Source organism: Streptomyces sp. NPDC033178 (assembly GCF_055577685.1).
On record NZ_JBVIPT010000006.1, the window covers coordinates 1 to 15202 of the forward strand.

Genomic DNA, 15202 nt, shown 5'->3' on the forward strand with positions numbered 1-15202 from the left:
GAACGGCCTCGTCCTCAAACGCCGGACGGGCTGAAAATCAGCCCCTCCGGCGTTTGAGGAGCGGGGGTTCGGGGGCGGAGCCCCCGAAAGGGACGATGGGGGTCCCCCCGCTCGAGCGAAGCCGAGAGTGGGGGAGGGTAGGGGCGGCGGGGGCGAGAAACTCCCCGGCTCACCCTCCCTGAGTTTGGATTACGTCCCTCAGCCAGCCGTACGACGCTTTCGGCGTTCGCTTCAGCGTGTCGAAGTCCACGTGGACGAGGCCGAAGCGGCGCGCGTACCCCTCCGCCCACTCGAAGTTGTCGAGGAGCGACCACACGAAGTAGCCGCGGACGTCCACGCCCTGCTCCGACGCCCGGTGCAGCGCCCGCAGATGACCGTCCAGGTACGTGATCCGGTCCTGGTCGTCGAGTCCCTCGTACGAGCAGCCGTTCTCCGTGATGACGATGGGCGGAAGCCGGTCGCCGTACCGCCTGTGGAAGTCCACCAGCAGCTCCGCGAGCGCCTGAGGGACCACCGGCCAGCCGAAGTCCGTGACCGGGTAGCCCTCGATCTCCCTTACGGAGAAGGGGAGTTCGGCGGGCATCGTCAGTCCGCCGAACTCGATCTCCGAGCCCTGGGGCGCGCCCACCCTCGTCGGGGCGTAGTAGTTGATCCCGTACCAGTCGATCGGCTCCGAGACGACCTTCAGGTCGGCCTCGACGTCGCCGGGCATCAACTCGCCGAGGCCCTCCGGGTACTGGCCCGTCAGCACCGGGTCCGCGAACAGCCGGTTGAGGAGGATGTCGTAGAAGGCCGCCGCCTCCAGGTCCTCCGGTTCCTGGGACGCGGGCCAGGTCGGTCCGTGCGAGTTGGCGATGCCGATGTCCGCGACTCCGGCCGCGCGCAGGGCCCGTACGGCAAGGCCGTGGCCCAACAGCTGGTGGTGGGCGACGGGCAGTGAGTCGAAGAGGAGCTGCTTGCCCGGCGCGTGGGCACCCAGGGCGTGGCCCAACAGGGTGTGTTCGGCAGGCTCGTTGAGGGTGATCCACTTGCTGATACGGTCACCGAGCCGGTCGGCCACCAGGGCGGCGTACTCGGCGAAGCGCTCGGCCGTGTCCCGGTTCAGCCAGCCGCCCGCCTCCTCGACCGACACCGGCAGATCCCAGTGGAAGAGGGTCGGGACGGGGCGGACGCCCGCCGCGGTCAGCTCGTCCACCAGGCGGTCGTAGAAGTCCAGGCCGCCGGGGGAGTTCACCCGCGGCCAGGAGATCGAGAAGCGGTACGCGTCCACGCCGAGGCCGCGCAGGAGCGCGACGTCCTCCGGGTAGCGGTGGTAGTGGTCGCAGGCCACCGCCGCGGTGGAGTTGTCCTTGATGTGCCCCGGTTCGGCCGTGAAGGCGTCCCAGACCGAGGGGTCGCGCTTGTCCGCAGCGCCCTCGATCTGGTGGGCCGAGGTGGACACGCCCCAGAGGAAGCCGGCCGGGAACTGGGGTATCGGGTTCGTCGCCGTGTTCGCCATGCGCGCGATCATCTGTAGCGGCCGTGAGCGAAGTCAACGGGGTTGGGTGAAGTGGCCGTTACTTGTTCCGGCGGGGCGCCCCCCGCGGCCTTCTTTTTTACACGCCCCTATTACGCGCCCTCCTTCAGGACTCTTGAGATCAGCTTTCGCTGTTCCTCCGTCAAGCGGGGGTCCGCGCAGTACACCGTCCTGCCGTTGACGGTGATCTGGTAGCTGAAGCCGTCCGGAACCCCGATGGGAGGCGTGCCCCGGCCGGACGTGATCGCCTGTTCGGCCAGGGCGTGCCACTCCTGGGCGTCGACGCGTCCCGAGGTCTCCACCTCGGCGTACCGCTCGATGCCCGCGAATCCGCCCGTGCGCCTCACCTGAATACGCATGGGTCCTGTCTAGTACGAAACGGCTCCACTACGAAACGGAGGCCCGGGCCACGGTCACACGGTCCGTACCCCGACCTGCTCCCACGCCTTCGTCACGGCCTGCAGCTCGTCGCCCTCGCCGAACGAAGCGCGGGCCTTGGCCACGGTCAGCGTCGCGAAGTCCGTGAAGTCGGCCTTCGAGCCCATCTCGCCGCCGGTCAGCACGTCGTACCAGATCCGTCCCGCGCGCTCCCACGCGTGCCCGCCGAGCGCGGTCGCGGCGAGGTAGAAGGCGTGGTTGGGGATGCCGGAGTTGATGTGGACGCCGCCGTTGTCGCGGCCCGTCTGGACGTAGTCGTCCATGGTGGCGGGCTGCGGGTCCTTGCCGAGCACGTCGTCGTCGTACGCCGTGCCGGGGGCCTTCATCGAGCGCAGGGCCGTGCCCGTGACGCGCGGGGCCAGCAGGCCCGCGCCGATCAGCCAGTCGGCCTCGGCGGCGGTCTGGCCGAGCGTGTACTGCTTGATGAGCGCGCCGAAGACGTCCGAGAAGTGCTCGTTCAGGGCACCCGGCTGGCCGAAGTACGTGAGGTTCGCCGTGTACTGCGTGACGCCGTGGGCCAGCTCGTGGCCGATGACGTCGACCGGGATGGTGAAGTCGAGGAAGATCTCGCCGTCACCGTCGCCGAAGACCATCTGCTCGCCGTTCCAGAAGGCGTTGTTGTAGTCCTCGCCGAAGTGCACGGTCGCGTTGAGCGGCAGCCCCTCGGCGTTGATCGAGTTCCGTTCGTACGCCTTCTGGAACAGCTCGAAGGTCGCGCCCAGGCCCGCGTACGCGCGGTTGACCGTGGCGTCCTTGCCGGGCTTGTCGCCCTCGCCGCGGACCTTTTTGCCGGGCAGGTCCTGCTTGTGCTTCGCGTCGTGGATCGTGCGGTTCGGCTTGTCCTCGGCGGCGCCCTTCGGCGGGGCCAGGGTGGGCGCGCCGATGACCGTGGTCAGGCGGCGGTGGGTGCGCTCGAAGGCGTCGCGCTCCAGGGTGCGGCGCGCCTTGCCCGCGAGGGCGGGGTCCTCGGCCTGGGCCAGGGTGTCGAGGACGTGGGGCGGAACGATGGTGCAGAAGACGGGCTCGTAGCCCCCGTTTGTCGTCATGACCCGCACCATTGCACTGTGTGATTTACGTGTCACCAGCCGCAACCATGATTGGTGAAATGCGGGGATACGGGCGCCGTGGGGGTGACTCTTTGTGGTACGGCTGCGGGCTGTGTGTGGCTACTCGCACAGTTCCCCGCGCCCCTGAAGGGGCGCGCAACCGTGGGTCTGTGTGACCTTCTGCACCTTTTGTGCAGTAATTCCCTCGCGTCCCGCATACTGATACGAACCCTCGCGTGGGGCTTGGCTCGGCTAACATGCGGAGCATCATGCGTTTCGGGCTGCTTCTCCTTAGCTGCCGCGGCGAGGGCCTGTAGTCGAGGCCGACCCCCTCCCCGCGGAGTTCGGCGTTGCGCCGTCGGCCGTCCCTCGGATTCTCTCCGAGGATCAAGCGGACCAAGAGGAGCCCCTCGCATCATGGCGAACCGCCAGCAGCCCACCTCCATGCCGATCCACAAGTACCGCCCGTACGACCAGGTCGACATCGCCGACCGTACGTGGCCGGACAACCGGGTCACCGTCGCCCCCCGCTGGCTCTCCACCGACCTGCGTGACGGCAACCAGGCCCTGATCGACCCCATGTCGCCCGCGCGCAAGCGCGAGATGTTCGACCTGCTGGTGAAGATGGGCTACAAGGAGATCGAGGTCGGATTCCCCGCCTCCGGCGAGACCGACTTCGCGTTCGTGCGCTCGATCATCGAGGACGAGGGCGCGATCCCGGACGACGTCACGATCTCCGTACTGACCCAGGCCCGCGAGGACCTGATCGAGCGGACCGTCGAGTCGCTGAAGGGCGCCAAGCGCGCCACCGTCCACCTGTACAACGCCACGGCCCCGGTCTTCCGCCGGGTCGTCTTCCGTGGCTCCAGGGACGACATCAAGCAGATCGCCGTCGACGGCACGCGGCTGGTCGTGGAGTACGCGGAGAAGCTGCTGGGCCCGGAGACGACCTTCGGTTACCAGTACAGCCCCGAGATCTTCACGGACACCGAGCTGGACTTCGCCCTGGAGGTCTGCGAGGCGGTCATGGACGTCTGGCAGCCGGGTCCGGGCCGCGAGATCATCCTCAACCTGCCTGCCACGGTGGAGCGTTCGACCCCGTCGACGCACGCGGACCGCTTCGAGTGGATGAGCCGCAACCTGTCCCGCCGTGAGTACGTCTGCCTGTCCGTCCACCCGCACAACGACCGGGGTACGGCCGTCGCGGCGGCCGAGCTGGCGCTGATGGCCGGGGCCGACCGTATCGAGGGCTGTCTGTTCGGGCAGGGCGAGCGGACCGGCAACGTCGACCTGGTCACGCTGGGCATGAACCTGTTCTCCCAGGGTGTGGACCCGCAGATCGACTTCTCGGACATCGACGAGGTGCGGCGCACCGCCGAGTACTGCAACCAGATGGAGGTCCACCCGCGCCACCCGTACGTGGGCGACCTGGTCTACACCTCCTTCTCCGGCTCCCACCAGGACGCCATCAAGAAGGGCTTCGACGCCATGGAGGCCGACGCGGTTGCGAAGGGCGTCACCGTCGACGACATCGAGTGGGCCGTTCCGTATCTGCCGATCGACCCGAAGGACGTCGGGCGCTCGTACGAGGCCGTCATCCGGGTCAACTCGCAGTCCGGCAAGGGCGGTATCGCGTACGTCCTGAAGAACGACCACAAGCTGGACCTGCCGCGGCGGATGCAGATCGAGTTCTCGAAGATCATCCAGGCGAAGACCGACGCCGAGGGCGGCGAGGTCACCGGCAAGGACATCTGGGCGGTCTTCCAGGACGAGTACCTGCCGAACGCCCAGAACCCCTGGGGCCGTATCCAGGTCAGCAACGGCCAGTCCACGACCGACCGTGACGGCGTCGACACGCTCACCGTCGAGGCCGAGGTGGACGGCACCGAGACCGTTCTGGTCGGTACCGGAAACGGCCCGATCTCGGCGTTCTTCCATGCCCTGCAGGGCATCGGGATCGACGCCCGGCTGCTCGACTACCAGGAGCACACGATGAGCGAGGGCGCGTCCGCGCAGGCCGCCTCGTACATCGAGGTCGCGATCGGCGACAAGGTGCTGTGGGGAATCGGCATCGACGCGAATACGACACGCGCCTCACTGAAGGCCGTGGTCTCCGCGGTCAACCGCGCGACCCGATAAGGCCGTTCACCTGCGTTTCTCCGGTCCCGTCCGCCTCACAGGCGGGCGGGACCGCGGCGTGTATCAAGCCATGTCACAGAGTGGTCTCGCCCTGGGTACTGACTCTTCCTCAACAATGTGGCTAACATCACGCCAACGCGGCGATGTTGCCGCGGCGTTACGGAGGTGCGACGTGCTGCCAGGACGGGGACGAAACGGCCGGTTTGTCCGCGCCGGCTCCATGGGCGTTTCGCGCATCCTCGGAACCCGCACGGCGTGGACCACCGTCGGCGACGGCGAGTTCTTCTGCCCCGGCTGCGGAGGCGACCGCAACTACCAGCGCCTCACCGGCCGCCGCCGCTTCACCTGCCTCGGCGTCCCGGTCCTCCCGCGCGGCGAGACGGGTCCCGTCGTCGAGTGCGCGGCCTGCGGTCAGCACTACAGCGCGGACGTCCTCGACCACCCCACCACGACCCGCTTCTCGGCGATGCTCCGCGACGCCGTCCACACCGTCGCCCTCGCCGTCCTGGCCGCCGGCGGCACCTGCGCCCGTACGTCCCTGGAGACCGCCGCGAGCGCCGTCCGCTCGGCCGGTTTCGACGACTGCACCGAGGAGCAGCTCGCGGCCCTCGTCGAGGCGCTCGCCGCCGACACCGGCCGGATCTTCGGCGAACCCTGCGGGCCCGGTCTGGCCATAGAGCTCCACGAGGCCCTGGACCCGCTGGCTCCCCACCTTGCCCCCGGCGGCCGGGAGGCCATCCTCCTCCAGGGCGCCCGTATCGCTCTCGCCGACGGGCCGTACACACCTGCCGAACGCGAGACCCTCGCGACGGTGGGCGCCGCGCTGACGATCCCCGCGGATGATGTGACGCGGTTGCTCACGGCGGCGCGTACGCCGTCGTGAGCCCCGGGTGGAGCCCGGGCCCCTCGCGCCCTTCCGGCGGGCGCCGTGCCCTCCGGGCGGGGGGTGAGTGATTCCTGCGGGTCGGTAGGGGCTGGGTGCGCAGTTCCCCGCGCCCCTTGAGGGGCGCGCCCTGGGCTACTCCCGGGGGAGTAGTCCGTCCTCGTCGCCGCCCCCGGCAGTACAACCCGCCTCGCCCTCCCGCCCGACGAAAGCCGTGGTCTTCGACGGAAGTCTGGGGACCGAAGCAGACGTCACCCGGAGGGAGATCGGTCAATGGGGGCCGGAGAGACAACCGCTACGACGAGGCTGGGGTCGGGACGCAGGCGAGCCGTTCCATGGGCGGTGCTCGGGCTGTGGATTGCCGTGCTCGCGCTCGTCGGACCGTTCGCGGCGAAGCTCGCCGACGTGCAGCACGACCGCGTCACCGACTACCTGCCGGCGAGCGCCGACTCGACGCAAGTGGCGGAGATCCAGGAGAAGTTGCCCGGCGGCGAGACCACCGAGATGGTGCTCGTCTACCACCGGGACGGCGGGCTCAGCGCCGCCGACCGGGAGACCGCCGCCGGGCAGGTCGCGGAGATCGCCCGGCAGCACGAGCTGATCGGCGGTGCTCCGAAGGGGGTTCCGTCCAAGGACGGCACGACCCTGATGTACCCGGTCGCCAGCAACGAGCCCGGGACGAACGAGGAACTGCGGGACGAACTCGTCAACGACGTCCGCGAAGTCGCCCAGGGCGAAGGCGGGTTGAGCGTCGAGGTGGGCGGCACCGGCGCGCTGGCCACCGACGCCGCCGAGGTCTACAACTCGCTCGGCGGACCGCTGCTCTACACCACCGTCGCCGTCGTCGCGATCCTGCTGATCCTGATCTACCGCAGCCCCGTGCTGTGGCTCGTGCCCCTCGTCGTCGCCGGGATCGCCGACTACATGTCGATGGGTGTCGCCTACGGCCTCAACCAGGCCTTCGGCACGACCGTCTCGGGGCAGAGCTCGGGCGTGATGACGATCCTCGTGTTCGGGGCGGGCACGGACTACGCGCTGCTGCTCGTCTCACGCTACCGGGAGGAACTGCGGCGCATCGAGCGACCGTACGACGCCATGGTCGCCGCCCTGCGCGGCTGCGGGCCCGCCGTGCTCGCCTCCTCCGGCACCGTCGCCGTCGGACTGCTGTGCCTGCTCGCCGCCGATCTCAACAGCAGCCGGGGCATGGGCCCGCTCGGTACGGTCGGCGTGCTGTGCGCGCTGATCGCGATGCTGACCCTGCTCCCCGCCATCCTCGTACTGGTCGGACGCCGGGTGTTCTGGCCGCTCGTGCCGGCCTTCGGGAGCGAGCCCAAGCAGCGCCGGAGCCTGTTCTCGGCGATGGGCAGCTCGGCCGGACGCAGGCCGCTGACCGTGCTCGCGAGCGGTGCCGTACTGCTCGGCGCCCTCGCCCTGGGCTCGCTCAACCTGCCGGGACCCGTCAAGCAGGAGGACTCCTTCGTCGACAAGCCGGAGGCCGTCGTCGCGATGGAGACCCTGGCCAAGTCCTATCCCGAGAGCGGCAGCCAGCCCATCGACGTGGTCACCCCGCAGGGCCGCGCCGACGAGACCCTCGCGGCCGTACGCGGCACTCCGGGAGTCGACAGCGCGGAGAAGGGGCGTACGGGAGACGGCTGGACCGAGATCTCCGTCTTCGCCAAGAGCGCACCCCAGTCGGCGGGTGAGACCGCAACCATCAAGTCCCTGCGGGACGAACTGAAGGGCTCCTACGTCGGCGGGGCCAGCGCCCAGCAGATCGACCTGGAGGACACCAACGCCCGGGACACGAAGATCGTCGTGCCGCTCGTCCTCGTCTCCGTGATGCTCATCCTGATCGGGCTGCTGCGGAGTCTGGTCGCACCGCTGCTCCTGGTGGTCGCGGTCGTCGCGGTGTGGGGCGCCTCCCTCGGGATCGGCGGGCTGGTCTTCGGACCGCTCCTCGGCTTCGAGGGCACCGATCCGGGGCTCGGCCTGCTGTCCTTCGTGTTCCTCGTCGCCCTGGGCGTCGACTACGGCATCTTCCTCATGCACCGGATGAGGGAGGAGTCCCTGGCGGGAGTGGAACCGGCCGCAGCGGCGCTCACCGCGCTGCGCACCACCGGCGGCGTCATCGCCTCCGCCGGACTCGTCCTCGCCGCGACCTTCGCCGTGCTGACGAACATGGGCCTGGTGCAGCTGGTCCAGCTCGGCTTCGTGATCGCCGTCGGCGTCCTGCTCGACACCTTCCTCGTACGGACGTACCTGGTGACCAGCGCCAGTGTCGCCCTGGGCCGGAAGGTGTGGTGGCCGGGCGTGCTCTCGCGGGAGCCCGAGCCGGCCGAACCGGCCGGGCCGCCACGGCAGGCGGAACCCGTCGGTGCGCCCTGACACGACGGGCTCACCCGGGCGCCTCTCCTCCCGGAGAGGCGCCCGGGTGCCCGCACGAGTACCGGAAGATGGAGCCGTGGAAGAACGGGGAACGACCACAGGGGTACGCGACCGGTCGGCAGCGGAGACGGCGGTCGGCGGCGGGCGGTCCCGTCGTGTCGAGCGCGTCATGTCCGCCATCAACCGCGAACCGCTGACCGCGCCGCACCGCACCCGCAACGACGCGGTCCTCGCGATGGGCGTCGCCGTGCTCGCCGTCGCCATCGCCCTGATGGGCGGCGAAGGGACCTGGCCCGACCCGCTCGGCTGGACGCTGCTGCTCGCCGGGCACGTGCCCCTCGTGTGGCGGCGGCGCAGTCCGGTGGTGGCCCTGCTCGGGGTGGCGGCCTGCGTGGCTCCGTACCACGCCCTCGACAACAACCACGCCCTGCCCATCCCCGCGACCCTCCTGGCGCTCTACACGGTCGCGGCGACCGGCACCGTACGCCGCACGCTGCTCACCGGTGTCGCCGTCCTCGGCCCGACAGTGATCATCAACGGCCTCACCAATCCGAAGGGGGCGCTGGAGTTCCTGCGGATCTCCGGCTGGATCATCGCGATCCTGTTCATCGGAATCGACGTCCGGTTCTACCGCCGGTACGTCGCCTCCATCGTCGACCGGGCCGAGCGCGCCGAACGCACCCGCGAGGAGGAGGCCAGGCGCCGCGTCGCCGAGGAACGGCTGCGGATCGCCCGGGACCTGCACGACCTGCTCGCCCACAGCATCACGCTCATCGGCGTGCAGACGTCCGTGGCGGCCCACGTCCTCACCGCCGACCCCGAGCGCCTCGACCGCAAGGCCGTCGCCCAGGCGCTGGACGACATCGCGGGGACCTGCCGGACCGCCCGGGGTGAGCTGCGTACGACCCTGGAGGTGCTGCGGGCGCACGACGCGGTCGTGGGAATGGGCGGAGACCTGGGAACGGGAGCCGGTTCCGGGTCCGTTTCCGGGGCCGAGGACATGCGGGGGCCGCTGCCCGGGATCGACGGACTGGCCGGTCTCGCGGAGTCCGGCCGGGTGTCCGGGGCCAAGGTCGAACTGTCCGTCCGCGCGGACGGCATACCGCCCTCCGTGGGCGCCGCCGCGTACCGGATCGTGCAGGAGGCGCTCACCAACGCCGTACGCCACGGTGGCCGCGAGGACCTCACCGTGCGGGTGGGCCTGTGGACCGCGGACGGCGCCCTGCGGGTGAGTGTCACGGACGACGGGACGGGCGGGGACGCGGACACGGGCGGCGGGGCGGATCCGTCCGACGGCACGCCGGGGTTCGGGCTCGTCGGAATGCGGGAGCGGGCCCGTAGCGTGGGCGGCACACTGGACGCCGGACCGGGGCCCGCCGAGGGCTTCGAGGTGACCGCCACACTGCCGCTGTCCCGGAAGGACGAGGCTCGATGACGATCCGCGTACTGCTCGCCGACGACCAGAACCTCGTACGGGCCTCCTTCGCGATGCTCGTCTCGTCGGCCGGGGACATGGAGGTCGTCGCCGAGGCGGGGACCGGGCGGGAGGCCGTGGCGCTGGCCCGGTCGGCGCGGGCCGATCTCATCGTGATGGACATCCGCATGCCCGACCTGGACGGGATCGAGGCGACCCGGCTCATCGCCGCCGACGAGGATCTCGCGGGTGTGAAGGTGCTCGTCCTGACGACGTACGACACCGACGAGCACATCGTCGAGGCACTGCGGGCCGGGGCGTCCGGCTTCCTCGTGAAGGACATCAGGCCGGCCGAACTCCTCGACGCCATCCGGACGGTGGCCGCGGGGGAGTCCCTCCTCTCGCCCGGTCCCACCTCGCGGCTCATCGCCCGCTTCCTGCGCGCGCCGGACACCGCGACGACGTCCGCGGTCGGCGGGCCGAGCGGGCTGTCCGAGCGGGAACGGCAGGTGCTCGCACTGGTCGCGCGCGGTCTCAACAACTCCGAGATCGCCGACGCGCTGGGGCTCAGTCCGCTGACCGCGAAGACCCATGTCAGCCGGATCATGGGCAAGTTGGGGGCGCGGGACCGGGCGCAGCTGGTGATCGTGGCGTACGAGTCGGGGCTTGTGATACCCGGGACTGTCTGAGTTCGTCCGAGTTCGGGCGCCCCTCAACTGCCTTTGGTTGCACGGGCATTGCTCTGTCCCGTGGTGCGCACTAGTTTCACCCTTCACGGGGACATCCCACGTCCTATGTTCCCCCCACGTCCTGTGTCCCGTGTCCGCTGTCTCACGTCCGCTGTCTCACGTCCGTCTCTGTGCGTTCTCAGGAGAAACCGTGGCTTCCACGCGTCGTCGTCTTCGTCCGATCGCCCTTGCCGGTGTCGCGGGGCTCACCGTCGGACTCGCCTCCGGATTCGTGTCCACCGGTACCGCGTTCGCCGCGGAACGACCGTCGCGGGGGTGTGTCTCCTCCGTTCCGTACGCGGCCGGGCAGAACGGGTACGACACCTACCGCATCCCCGCCACCGTCACGACCCGGACGGGTGCCGTGCTCGCCTTCGCCGAGGGCAGACGCGACGGTGCCGGGGACACCGGGAACATCGACGTCGTCCTCAGACGGTCCTTCGACGGTGGCTGCACCTGGGGGCCGCTGTCCGTCGTCGCGGCCGGGAAGGGGGACACACGCGGCAATCCGGCGCCCGTCGTCGACCCCCGGACCGGGAAGGTCGTCCTCCTCACGTCCTACAACAGCGGTGCTGTGACCGAGGCGCAGATCATGCGCGGGGAGGTCACCGCCGAGCAGAGCCGACGGGTCTTCGTGCAGACGAGCCGGGACGACGGGCGTCGCTTCAGCGCGCCCCGGGACATCACCGGGGCGGTGAAGCTGCCGGGGTGGCGGTGGTATGCCACCGGGCCCGGGCACGCGGTGGCTCTGACCCGGGGGCCGTACGCCGGGCGGCTCGTCGTGCCCTCCAACCACTCGGCCTCGCCGGCGGCCGGCTCCGCCGACACCGGGCAGGAGGCCAAGTACTACGGGGCGCACGCGATCTACAGCGATGACGGTGGGGTGACGTGGCGGGTCGGGTTCGTGGACGAGTCGTACGACGGGGTCGACAACGCGAACGAGAACGCCGTGGCCCAACTGCCCGACGGGCGGCTGTACTTCAGTGCGCGGGATCAGCACGGGAGTAGTGTGGGGAACCGGCTCGACAGCTACTCCAGTGACGGGGGGGTGACGCTCGACCGGCCCTATCTGGTTCAGCCGACGCTCAATGACGTGCCGGTGGTTCAGGGCAGTGTTCTGCAGTTGACGGGCGGTGGCCGGGGGGTGGGGGCTCCGTTGCTCTTCTCCGGGCCGTCCGTGCCCACGGTCCGACAGTCCATGGCGGTCTGGCGCAGCGCGGACGCCGGGCACTCCTTCACCAAGGCGAGGACCCTGTCCACGCGGCCGGCCGCGTACTCCGACCTCGTGCAACTGGGTTCCGACCGGGTCGGGGTCCTGTACGAGACAGGGGCCACGGGGATGTACGAGTCGATCGAGTTCCGGCGGGTGCCGGTGAGCGAGCTGAGGGGGTAGGGGGCTTCTTCGCCCCCGCCGCCCCTGCCCTCCACCACGGCCGCGCCGTACGGGGCGGGCCGCTGCTCGCGCAGTTGTGGGATCAGGGGGCTGCCGGTGCTGCCCACTCGACGAACTGGACGATCACGCCGTTGGGGTCGGTGATCTGGAAGAGGCGTTCGCCCCAGGGCTCTTCGCGCAGCGGCATGGTGATGTCGACGCCCTCGGCCCGCAGGCGCTTCTCCTCGTCCTGGATGTCGGAGGCGGTGAAGGCGATGATCAGGCCGGAGGCGTGCTGGTCGCGCTGGTCGGCCGGCAGGATCTCGTTGCCCCGGGCGAGCAGGACGATGTCGACCGCGGCGTCCTGGCGGGTCAGGGAGGCGAAGCCGTCGGCGGCGGCCTGTTCGGTGTAGCCCAGGTGGGTCGTGAAGAACCGCTGGGAGGCGGCGACGTCGTCGACGGTGAGCGACACGGTGGAAACGGTGATCTGCAAGGTGGTTCCCCTCAGTTCTTAGCTCCGTGGAAAACTTGCGACGGACGTAAAGTTAGCCCAGTGCACACGAGGGTGTCAACATAAAAATGCTACGAGTGTAAGATTGCCCCATGACTACCGACGCCAGCTCGTTCGCGCCCCCTGTCGGCCTGCGGGAATCGAAGAAGCAGGAGACCCGGCAGCTCATCTCCGACCACGCCACCCGCCTGTTCATGGCCCAGGGCTTCGAGCAGACCACCATCGCCGAGATCGCCGCCGCCGCACGGGTCGCCAAGAAGACGGTGACCAACTACTTCCCGCGCAAGGAAGACCTGGCCATGGATCACCAGGACGCCTTCATCGCCTCGTTGGCGGGCACCGTGGCCGATCGCCGGACCGGCGAGTCCGCCCTGGCGGCACTGCGGCGCGCCTTCACCGACGCGGCGACGGCCGCCGAACCGGTCGCCGGGTTCTCCGGCCCCGACTTCGCCCGCATGATCGCCGACAGCCCCACCCTCTCCGCCCGCCTGCGCGACCTGCACGACCTGCGCGAGGCGGCCCTGGTCGACGCCCTGGCCGAGGCCACCGGCGCGACCCGCGACGACATCACCCCCCGCACCGCCGCCGCCCTGCTCGGCGCCGTGCACCGCACCCTGTTCCGGCGCATCCAGGAACTCACGCTCGCCGGCCAGGACAACGCCCGGATCTCCGCCGCCGTCATCGCGGAGGCGGACAGCGCCTTCGGCCTCCTGGAGCCCTCACTCGCCGACTACGCCGCGGCGTGACCCGGGCGAAGCGCCCGGTGCTTGTCCTACAACAAGCCCGCCCCCGCCAAGAACTTCCCCACCCCTTCGGTCTCCTCCGGGGACAGGGGGACCTGTGGCTCGGCGGTGGCGGGGCAGGCGATGATGCCCCTCAGGTGCAGGGCCGCCTTGAAGGCGCCGAGGGCGGACGAGCTGCCACCCATCCGCCCCGCATCCCCCACCCGCACCATCCCGAACAACGAGCACAACCGCTCCTGCTCGGCCCTGGCCCGCTCCCAGTCCCCCTCACGGCAGAGGCGGTACAGGCGTACGTACGCGTGCGGGTCGACGTTCGCGAGCCCCGGCACCGCCCCGTCCGCGCCCATCGCCAACGCACTGTCCACGACGAGCTCGGACCCGGTGAGCACCGAGAACCCGGAGATTCCGGGATGGGCACGGGCCCCGGTCACGACGGCCCGGAAGCCTCCCTCGTCCCCGCTGGAGTCCTTGAGCCCGGCCAGCACCCCCTCCGCCGCCAGCTCCAGCACCGACTCGGTGCCCAGCTTGGAGTGGACGGCGACCGGGAGGTCGTACGCGAAGACCGGTACCGGGGAGTGGGCGGCGATCAACCGGAAGTGGCGGGCGATCTCCGCCGGGTGCGTGCGGGTGTAGAAGGGGGCCGTCGCGACCACCGCGTCGGCGCCCGCCTCCGTCACGTACCGGACGTGGCCGAGGACGCGCGGGGTCGTCATGTCGATGACCCCGGCGAGTACGGGGAGTTGGCCGGACACATGGCTCACCACCGACTCGACGACCAGCCGACGGTGACGGTCCGTCAAGTACGCCGCCTCCGACGAGGAACCCAGGACGAACAGGCCGTCCACCCCGCCCCCCACCAAGTGGTCCACCAGCCTCAGCAACGACGGGACGTCCACCTCACGGTCCGGTGTCAGGGGCGTGCAGACGGGCGGGACGACACCGGTCAGCGGGGCGGGCATGGGCATTAGGGCTCCCTGGGCATCTCGGCCATGGCGGTGGCCTCCGGAACGGTGGTGACGGCCTGTGCGACCAGGTCGCGTGTCGACTGGCCGTCCTCCACAGGATGGTGGCACCGAAACCGGTGCCCGGGACTCGAAGCGGCCGCGAAGTCCGGCATCGTCCCGGCGCAGACCGAGTCCGCCTTCCAGCAGCGGGTGCGGAAGGGGCAGCCGCTGGGCGGGCGGGTGGCCGACGGTACGGGGCCCACCAGCGGGATCGGGTCGATCGGGTCCAGCAGCCCCGGTGTCGCCGAGAAGAGGGCTCGTGTGTACGGGTGCCGGGACCCGTCCGTCACCTCGTCGGCCGGGGACTCCTCGACGATCCGGCCGAGGTACATCGTGATGACCCGGTCGCTCATCCTCCGTACGGTCTGGATGTCGTGGGAGACGAAGACCAGGGCCAGGCCCAGCCGTTCCTTCAGGTCGAGGAGGAGGTTGAGGATCTGGGCGCGGACCGACACGTCCAGCGCGCTCGTCGGCTCGTCCGCCACCACCAGGTCCGGGTCGAGGGCCAACGCGCGTGCGATGGCGACCCGTTGGCGCTGGCCGCCCGACAGCTGTCCGGGCAGTCCGTCCGCCAGTGCCTTGGGCAGGCCCACCAGGGACATCAACTCCCTTACCCGCTCCTCCCGTTGCGGGGCCGTTCCCCGCCTGTGCACGTCGAGGGGGTCGCGCAGGATCTGCCGTACCGTCAGCCGGCGGTTCAGGGCGGTCGACGGGTCCTGGAAGATCATGCCGGTGCCGGCGCCCACCGTGACCCGCCGTTCGGCCGGCGGCATCGTCCACAGGTCGCTGCCCCGGAAGGACACCGTGCCGGACGTCGGTTTCTGCACCCCCACCAGGACCTTGGCGAGCGTCGACTTGCCGCAGCCGGACTCGCCGACGACGCCCACCGTCTCGCCGGGCGCGATGGTGAGATCGGCGCCGGTGAGGGCGTACACCCGGTCGCGTGAGAACAGGCCGCCGGTGCGCGCCTTGTGGACGACGTGCGCGTCGGACACCACCACGAGTGGGCTCTCGGGGCGGCTC

Annotated in this window: 13 protein-coding genes; 7 read left to right on the forward strand and 6 right to left on the reverse strand. The window is 70.4% G+C overall.

The window, feature by feature from the left end:
* Positions 1-169 precede the first annotated feature (169 nt).
* The 3 genes from ACZ5VQ_RS15975 to ACZ5VQ_RS15985 form a co-directional block, all read right to left on the reverse strand.
* Positions 170-1510, reverse strand: a complete 1341-nt coding sequence (locus ACZ5VQ_RS15975) for a GH1 family beta-glucosidase (RefSeq protein WP_469105386.1) — start codon at positions 1508-1510, stop codon at positions 170-172.
* A gap of 98 nt (positions 1511-1608) precedes the next feature.
* The gene (locus ACZ5VQ_RS15980) at positions 1609-1875 is read right to left on the reverse strand and encodes a protealysin inhibitor emfourin (RefSeq protein WP_143632025.1); all 267 of its coding nucleotides are present in this window, start codon (positions 1873-1875) and stop codon (positions 1609-1611) included.
* A 54-nt stretch (positions 1876-1929) separates the two neighbouring features.
* On the reverse strand, positions 1930-3000 hold the full coding sequence (locus ACZ5VQ_RS15985; RefSeq protein WP_469105387.1) for a M4 family metallopeptidase: 1071 nt from the start codon (positions 2998-3000) through the stop codon (positions 1930-1932).
* Between the two features lie 417 nt (positions 3001-3417).
* Here ACZ5VQ_RS15985 and leuA point away from each other — a divergent pair, with 417 nt between their 5' ends.
* The 6 genes from leuA to ACZ5VQ_RS16015 all read left to right on the forward strand — a co-directional run bounded on the left by leuA (position 3418) and on the right by ACZ5VQ_RS16015 (position 11942).
* A complete protein-coding gene (leuA, locus tag ACZ5VQ_RS15990) occupies positions 3418-5139 on the forward strand; it encodes a 2-isopropylmalate synthase (protein WP_469105388.1) in 1722 nt (573 codons plus the stop codon).
* Positions 5140-5311: 172 nt separating this feature from the next.
* Positions 5312-6022 carry a TerB family tellurite resistance protein gene (locus ACZ5VQ_RS15995; RefSeq protein WP_469105389.1) on the forward strand — a complete coding sequence of 237 codons (711 nt, stop codon included), beginning with the start codon at positions 5312-5314 and terminating at the stop codon, positions 6020-6022.
* Positions 6023-6295: 273 nt separating this feature from the next.
* The gene (locus ACZ5VQ_RS16000; protein WP_469105390.1) at positions 6296-8407 is read left to right on the forward strand and encodes an MMPL family transporter; all 2112 of its coding nucleotides are present in this window, start codon (positions 6296-6298) and stop codon (positions 8405-8407) included.
* A 76-nt stretch (positions 8408-8483) separates the two neighbouring features.
* Complete coding sequence (locus tag ACZ5VQ_RS16005) at positions 8484-9842, forward strand: sensor histidine kinase (protein WP_469105391.1); 1359 nt, start codon at positions 8484-8486, stop codon at positions 9840-9842.
* Positions 9839-10510 carry a response regulator gene (locus tag ACZ5VQ_RS16010; RefSeq protein WP_469105392.1) on the forward strand — a complete coding sequence of 224 codons (672 nt, stop codon included), beginning with the start codon at positions 9839-9841 and terminating at the stop codon, positions 10508-10510. The genes ACZ5VQ_RS16005 and ACZ5VQ_RS16010 overlap by 4 nt, the downstream gene beginning before the upstream one ends.
* 271 nt (positions 10511-10781) lie before the next feature.
* Positions 10782-11942 carry a sialidase family protein gene (locus ACZ5VQ_RS16015; protein WP_469105797.1) on the forward strand — a complete coding sequence of 387 codons (1161 nt, stop codon included), beginning with the start codon at positions 10782-10784 and terminating at the stop codon, positions 11940-11942.
* Positions 11943-12024: 82 nt separating this feature from the next.
* Here ACZ5VQ_RS16015 and ACZ5VQ_RS16020 read toward each other — a convergent pair whose 3' ends face one another.
* Positions 12025-12414 carry a VOC family protein gene (locus ACZ5VQ_RS16020; RefSeq protein ID WP_362087424.1) on the reverse strand — a complete coding sequence of 130 codons (390 nt, stop codon included), beginning with the start codon at positions 12412-12414 and terminating at the stop codon, positions 12025-12027.
* A gap of 110 nt (positions 12415-12524) precedes the next feature.
* On the opposite strand from ACZ5VQ_RS16020, the gene ACZ5VQ_RS16025 reads away from it, so the two are divergent.
* Positions 12525-13178: a TetR/AcrR family transcriptional regulator gene (locus tag ACZ5VQ_RS16025; protein ID WP_469105393.1), complete on the forward strand. Its 654-nt coding sequence runs from the start codon at positions 12525-12527 to the stop codon at positions 13176-13178.
* Positions 13179-13204: 26 nt separating this feature from the next.
* On the opposite strand, the gene ACZ5VQ_RS16030 is transcribed toward ACZ5VQ_RS16025, so the two are convergent.
* A complete protein-coding gene (locus ACZ5VQ_RS16030; protein WP_469105394.1) occupies positions 13205-14140 on the reverse strand; it encodes a dihydrodipicolinate synthase family protein in 936 nt (311 codons plus the stop codon).
* Positions 14140-15180, reverse strand: a complete 1041-nt coding sequence (locus ACZ5VQ_RS16035; RefSeq protein ID WP_469105798.1) for an oligopeptide/dipeptide ABC transporter ATP-binding protein — start codon at positions 15178-15180, stop codon at positions 14140-14142. Before ACZ5VQ_RS16035 ends, ACZ5VQ_RS16030 begins: the two co-directional genes overlap by 1 nt.
* Positions 15181-15202 lie beyond the last annotated feature (22 nt).

Excerpts from the sequence above, each read along its gene's own strand:
- ACZ5VQ_RS15985 (WP_469105387.1), bottom strand. The coding sequence starts at position 3,000 with ATGACGACAAACGGGGGCTACGAGCCCGTCTTCTGCACCATCGTTCCG.
- ACZ5VQ_RS16010 (WP_469105392.1), top strand. The coding sequence starts at position 9,839 with ATGACGATCCGCGTACTGCTCGCCGACGACCAGAACCTCGTACGGGCC.
- ACZ5VQ_RS16000 (WP_469105390.1), top strand. The coding sequence starts at position 6,296 with ATGGGGGCCGGAGAGACAACCGCTACGACGAGGCTGGGGTCGGGACGC.
- leuA (WP_469105388.1), top strand. The coding sequence starts at position 3,418 with ATGGCGAACCGCCAGCAGCCCACCTCCATGCCGATCCACAAGTACCGC.
- ACZ5VQ_RS15980 (WP_143632025.1), bottom strand. The coding sequence starts at position 1,875 with ATGCGTATTCAGGTGAGGCGCACGGGCGGATTCGCGGGCATCGAGCGG.
- ACZ5VQ_RS15975 (WP_469105386.1), bottom strand. The coding sequence starts at position 1,510 with ATGATCGCGCGCATGGCGAACACGGCGACGAACCCGATACCCCAGTTC.
- ACZ5VQ_RS16025 (WP_469105393.1), top strand. The coding sequence starts at position 12,525 with ATGACTACCGACGCCAGCTCGTTCGCGCCCCCTGTCGGCCTGCGGGAA.
- ACZ5VQ_RS16030 (WP_469105394.1), bottom strand. The coding sequence starts at position 14,140 with ATGCCCATGCCCGCCCCGCTGACCGGTGTCGTCCCGCCCGTCTGCACG.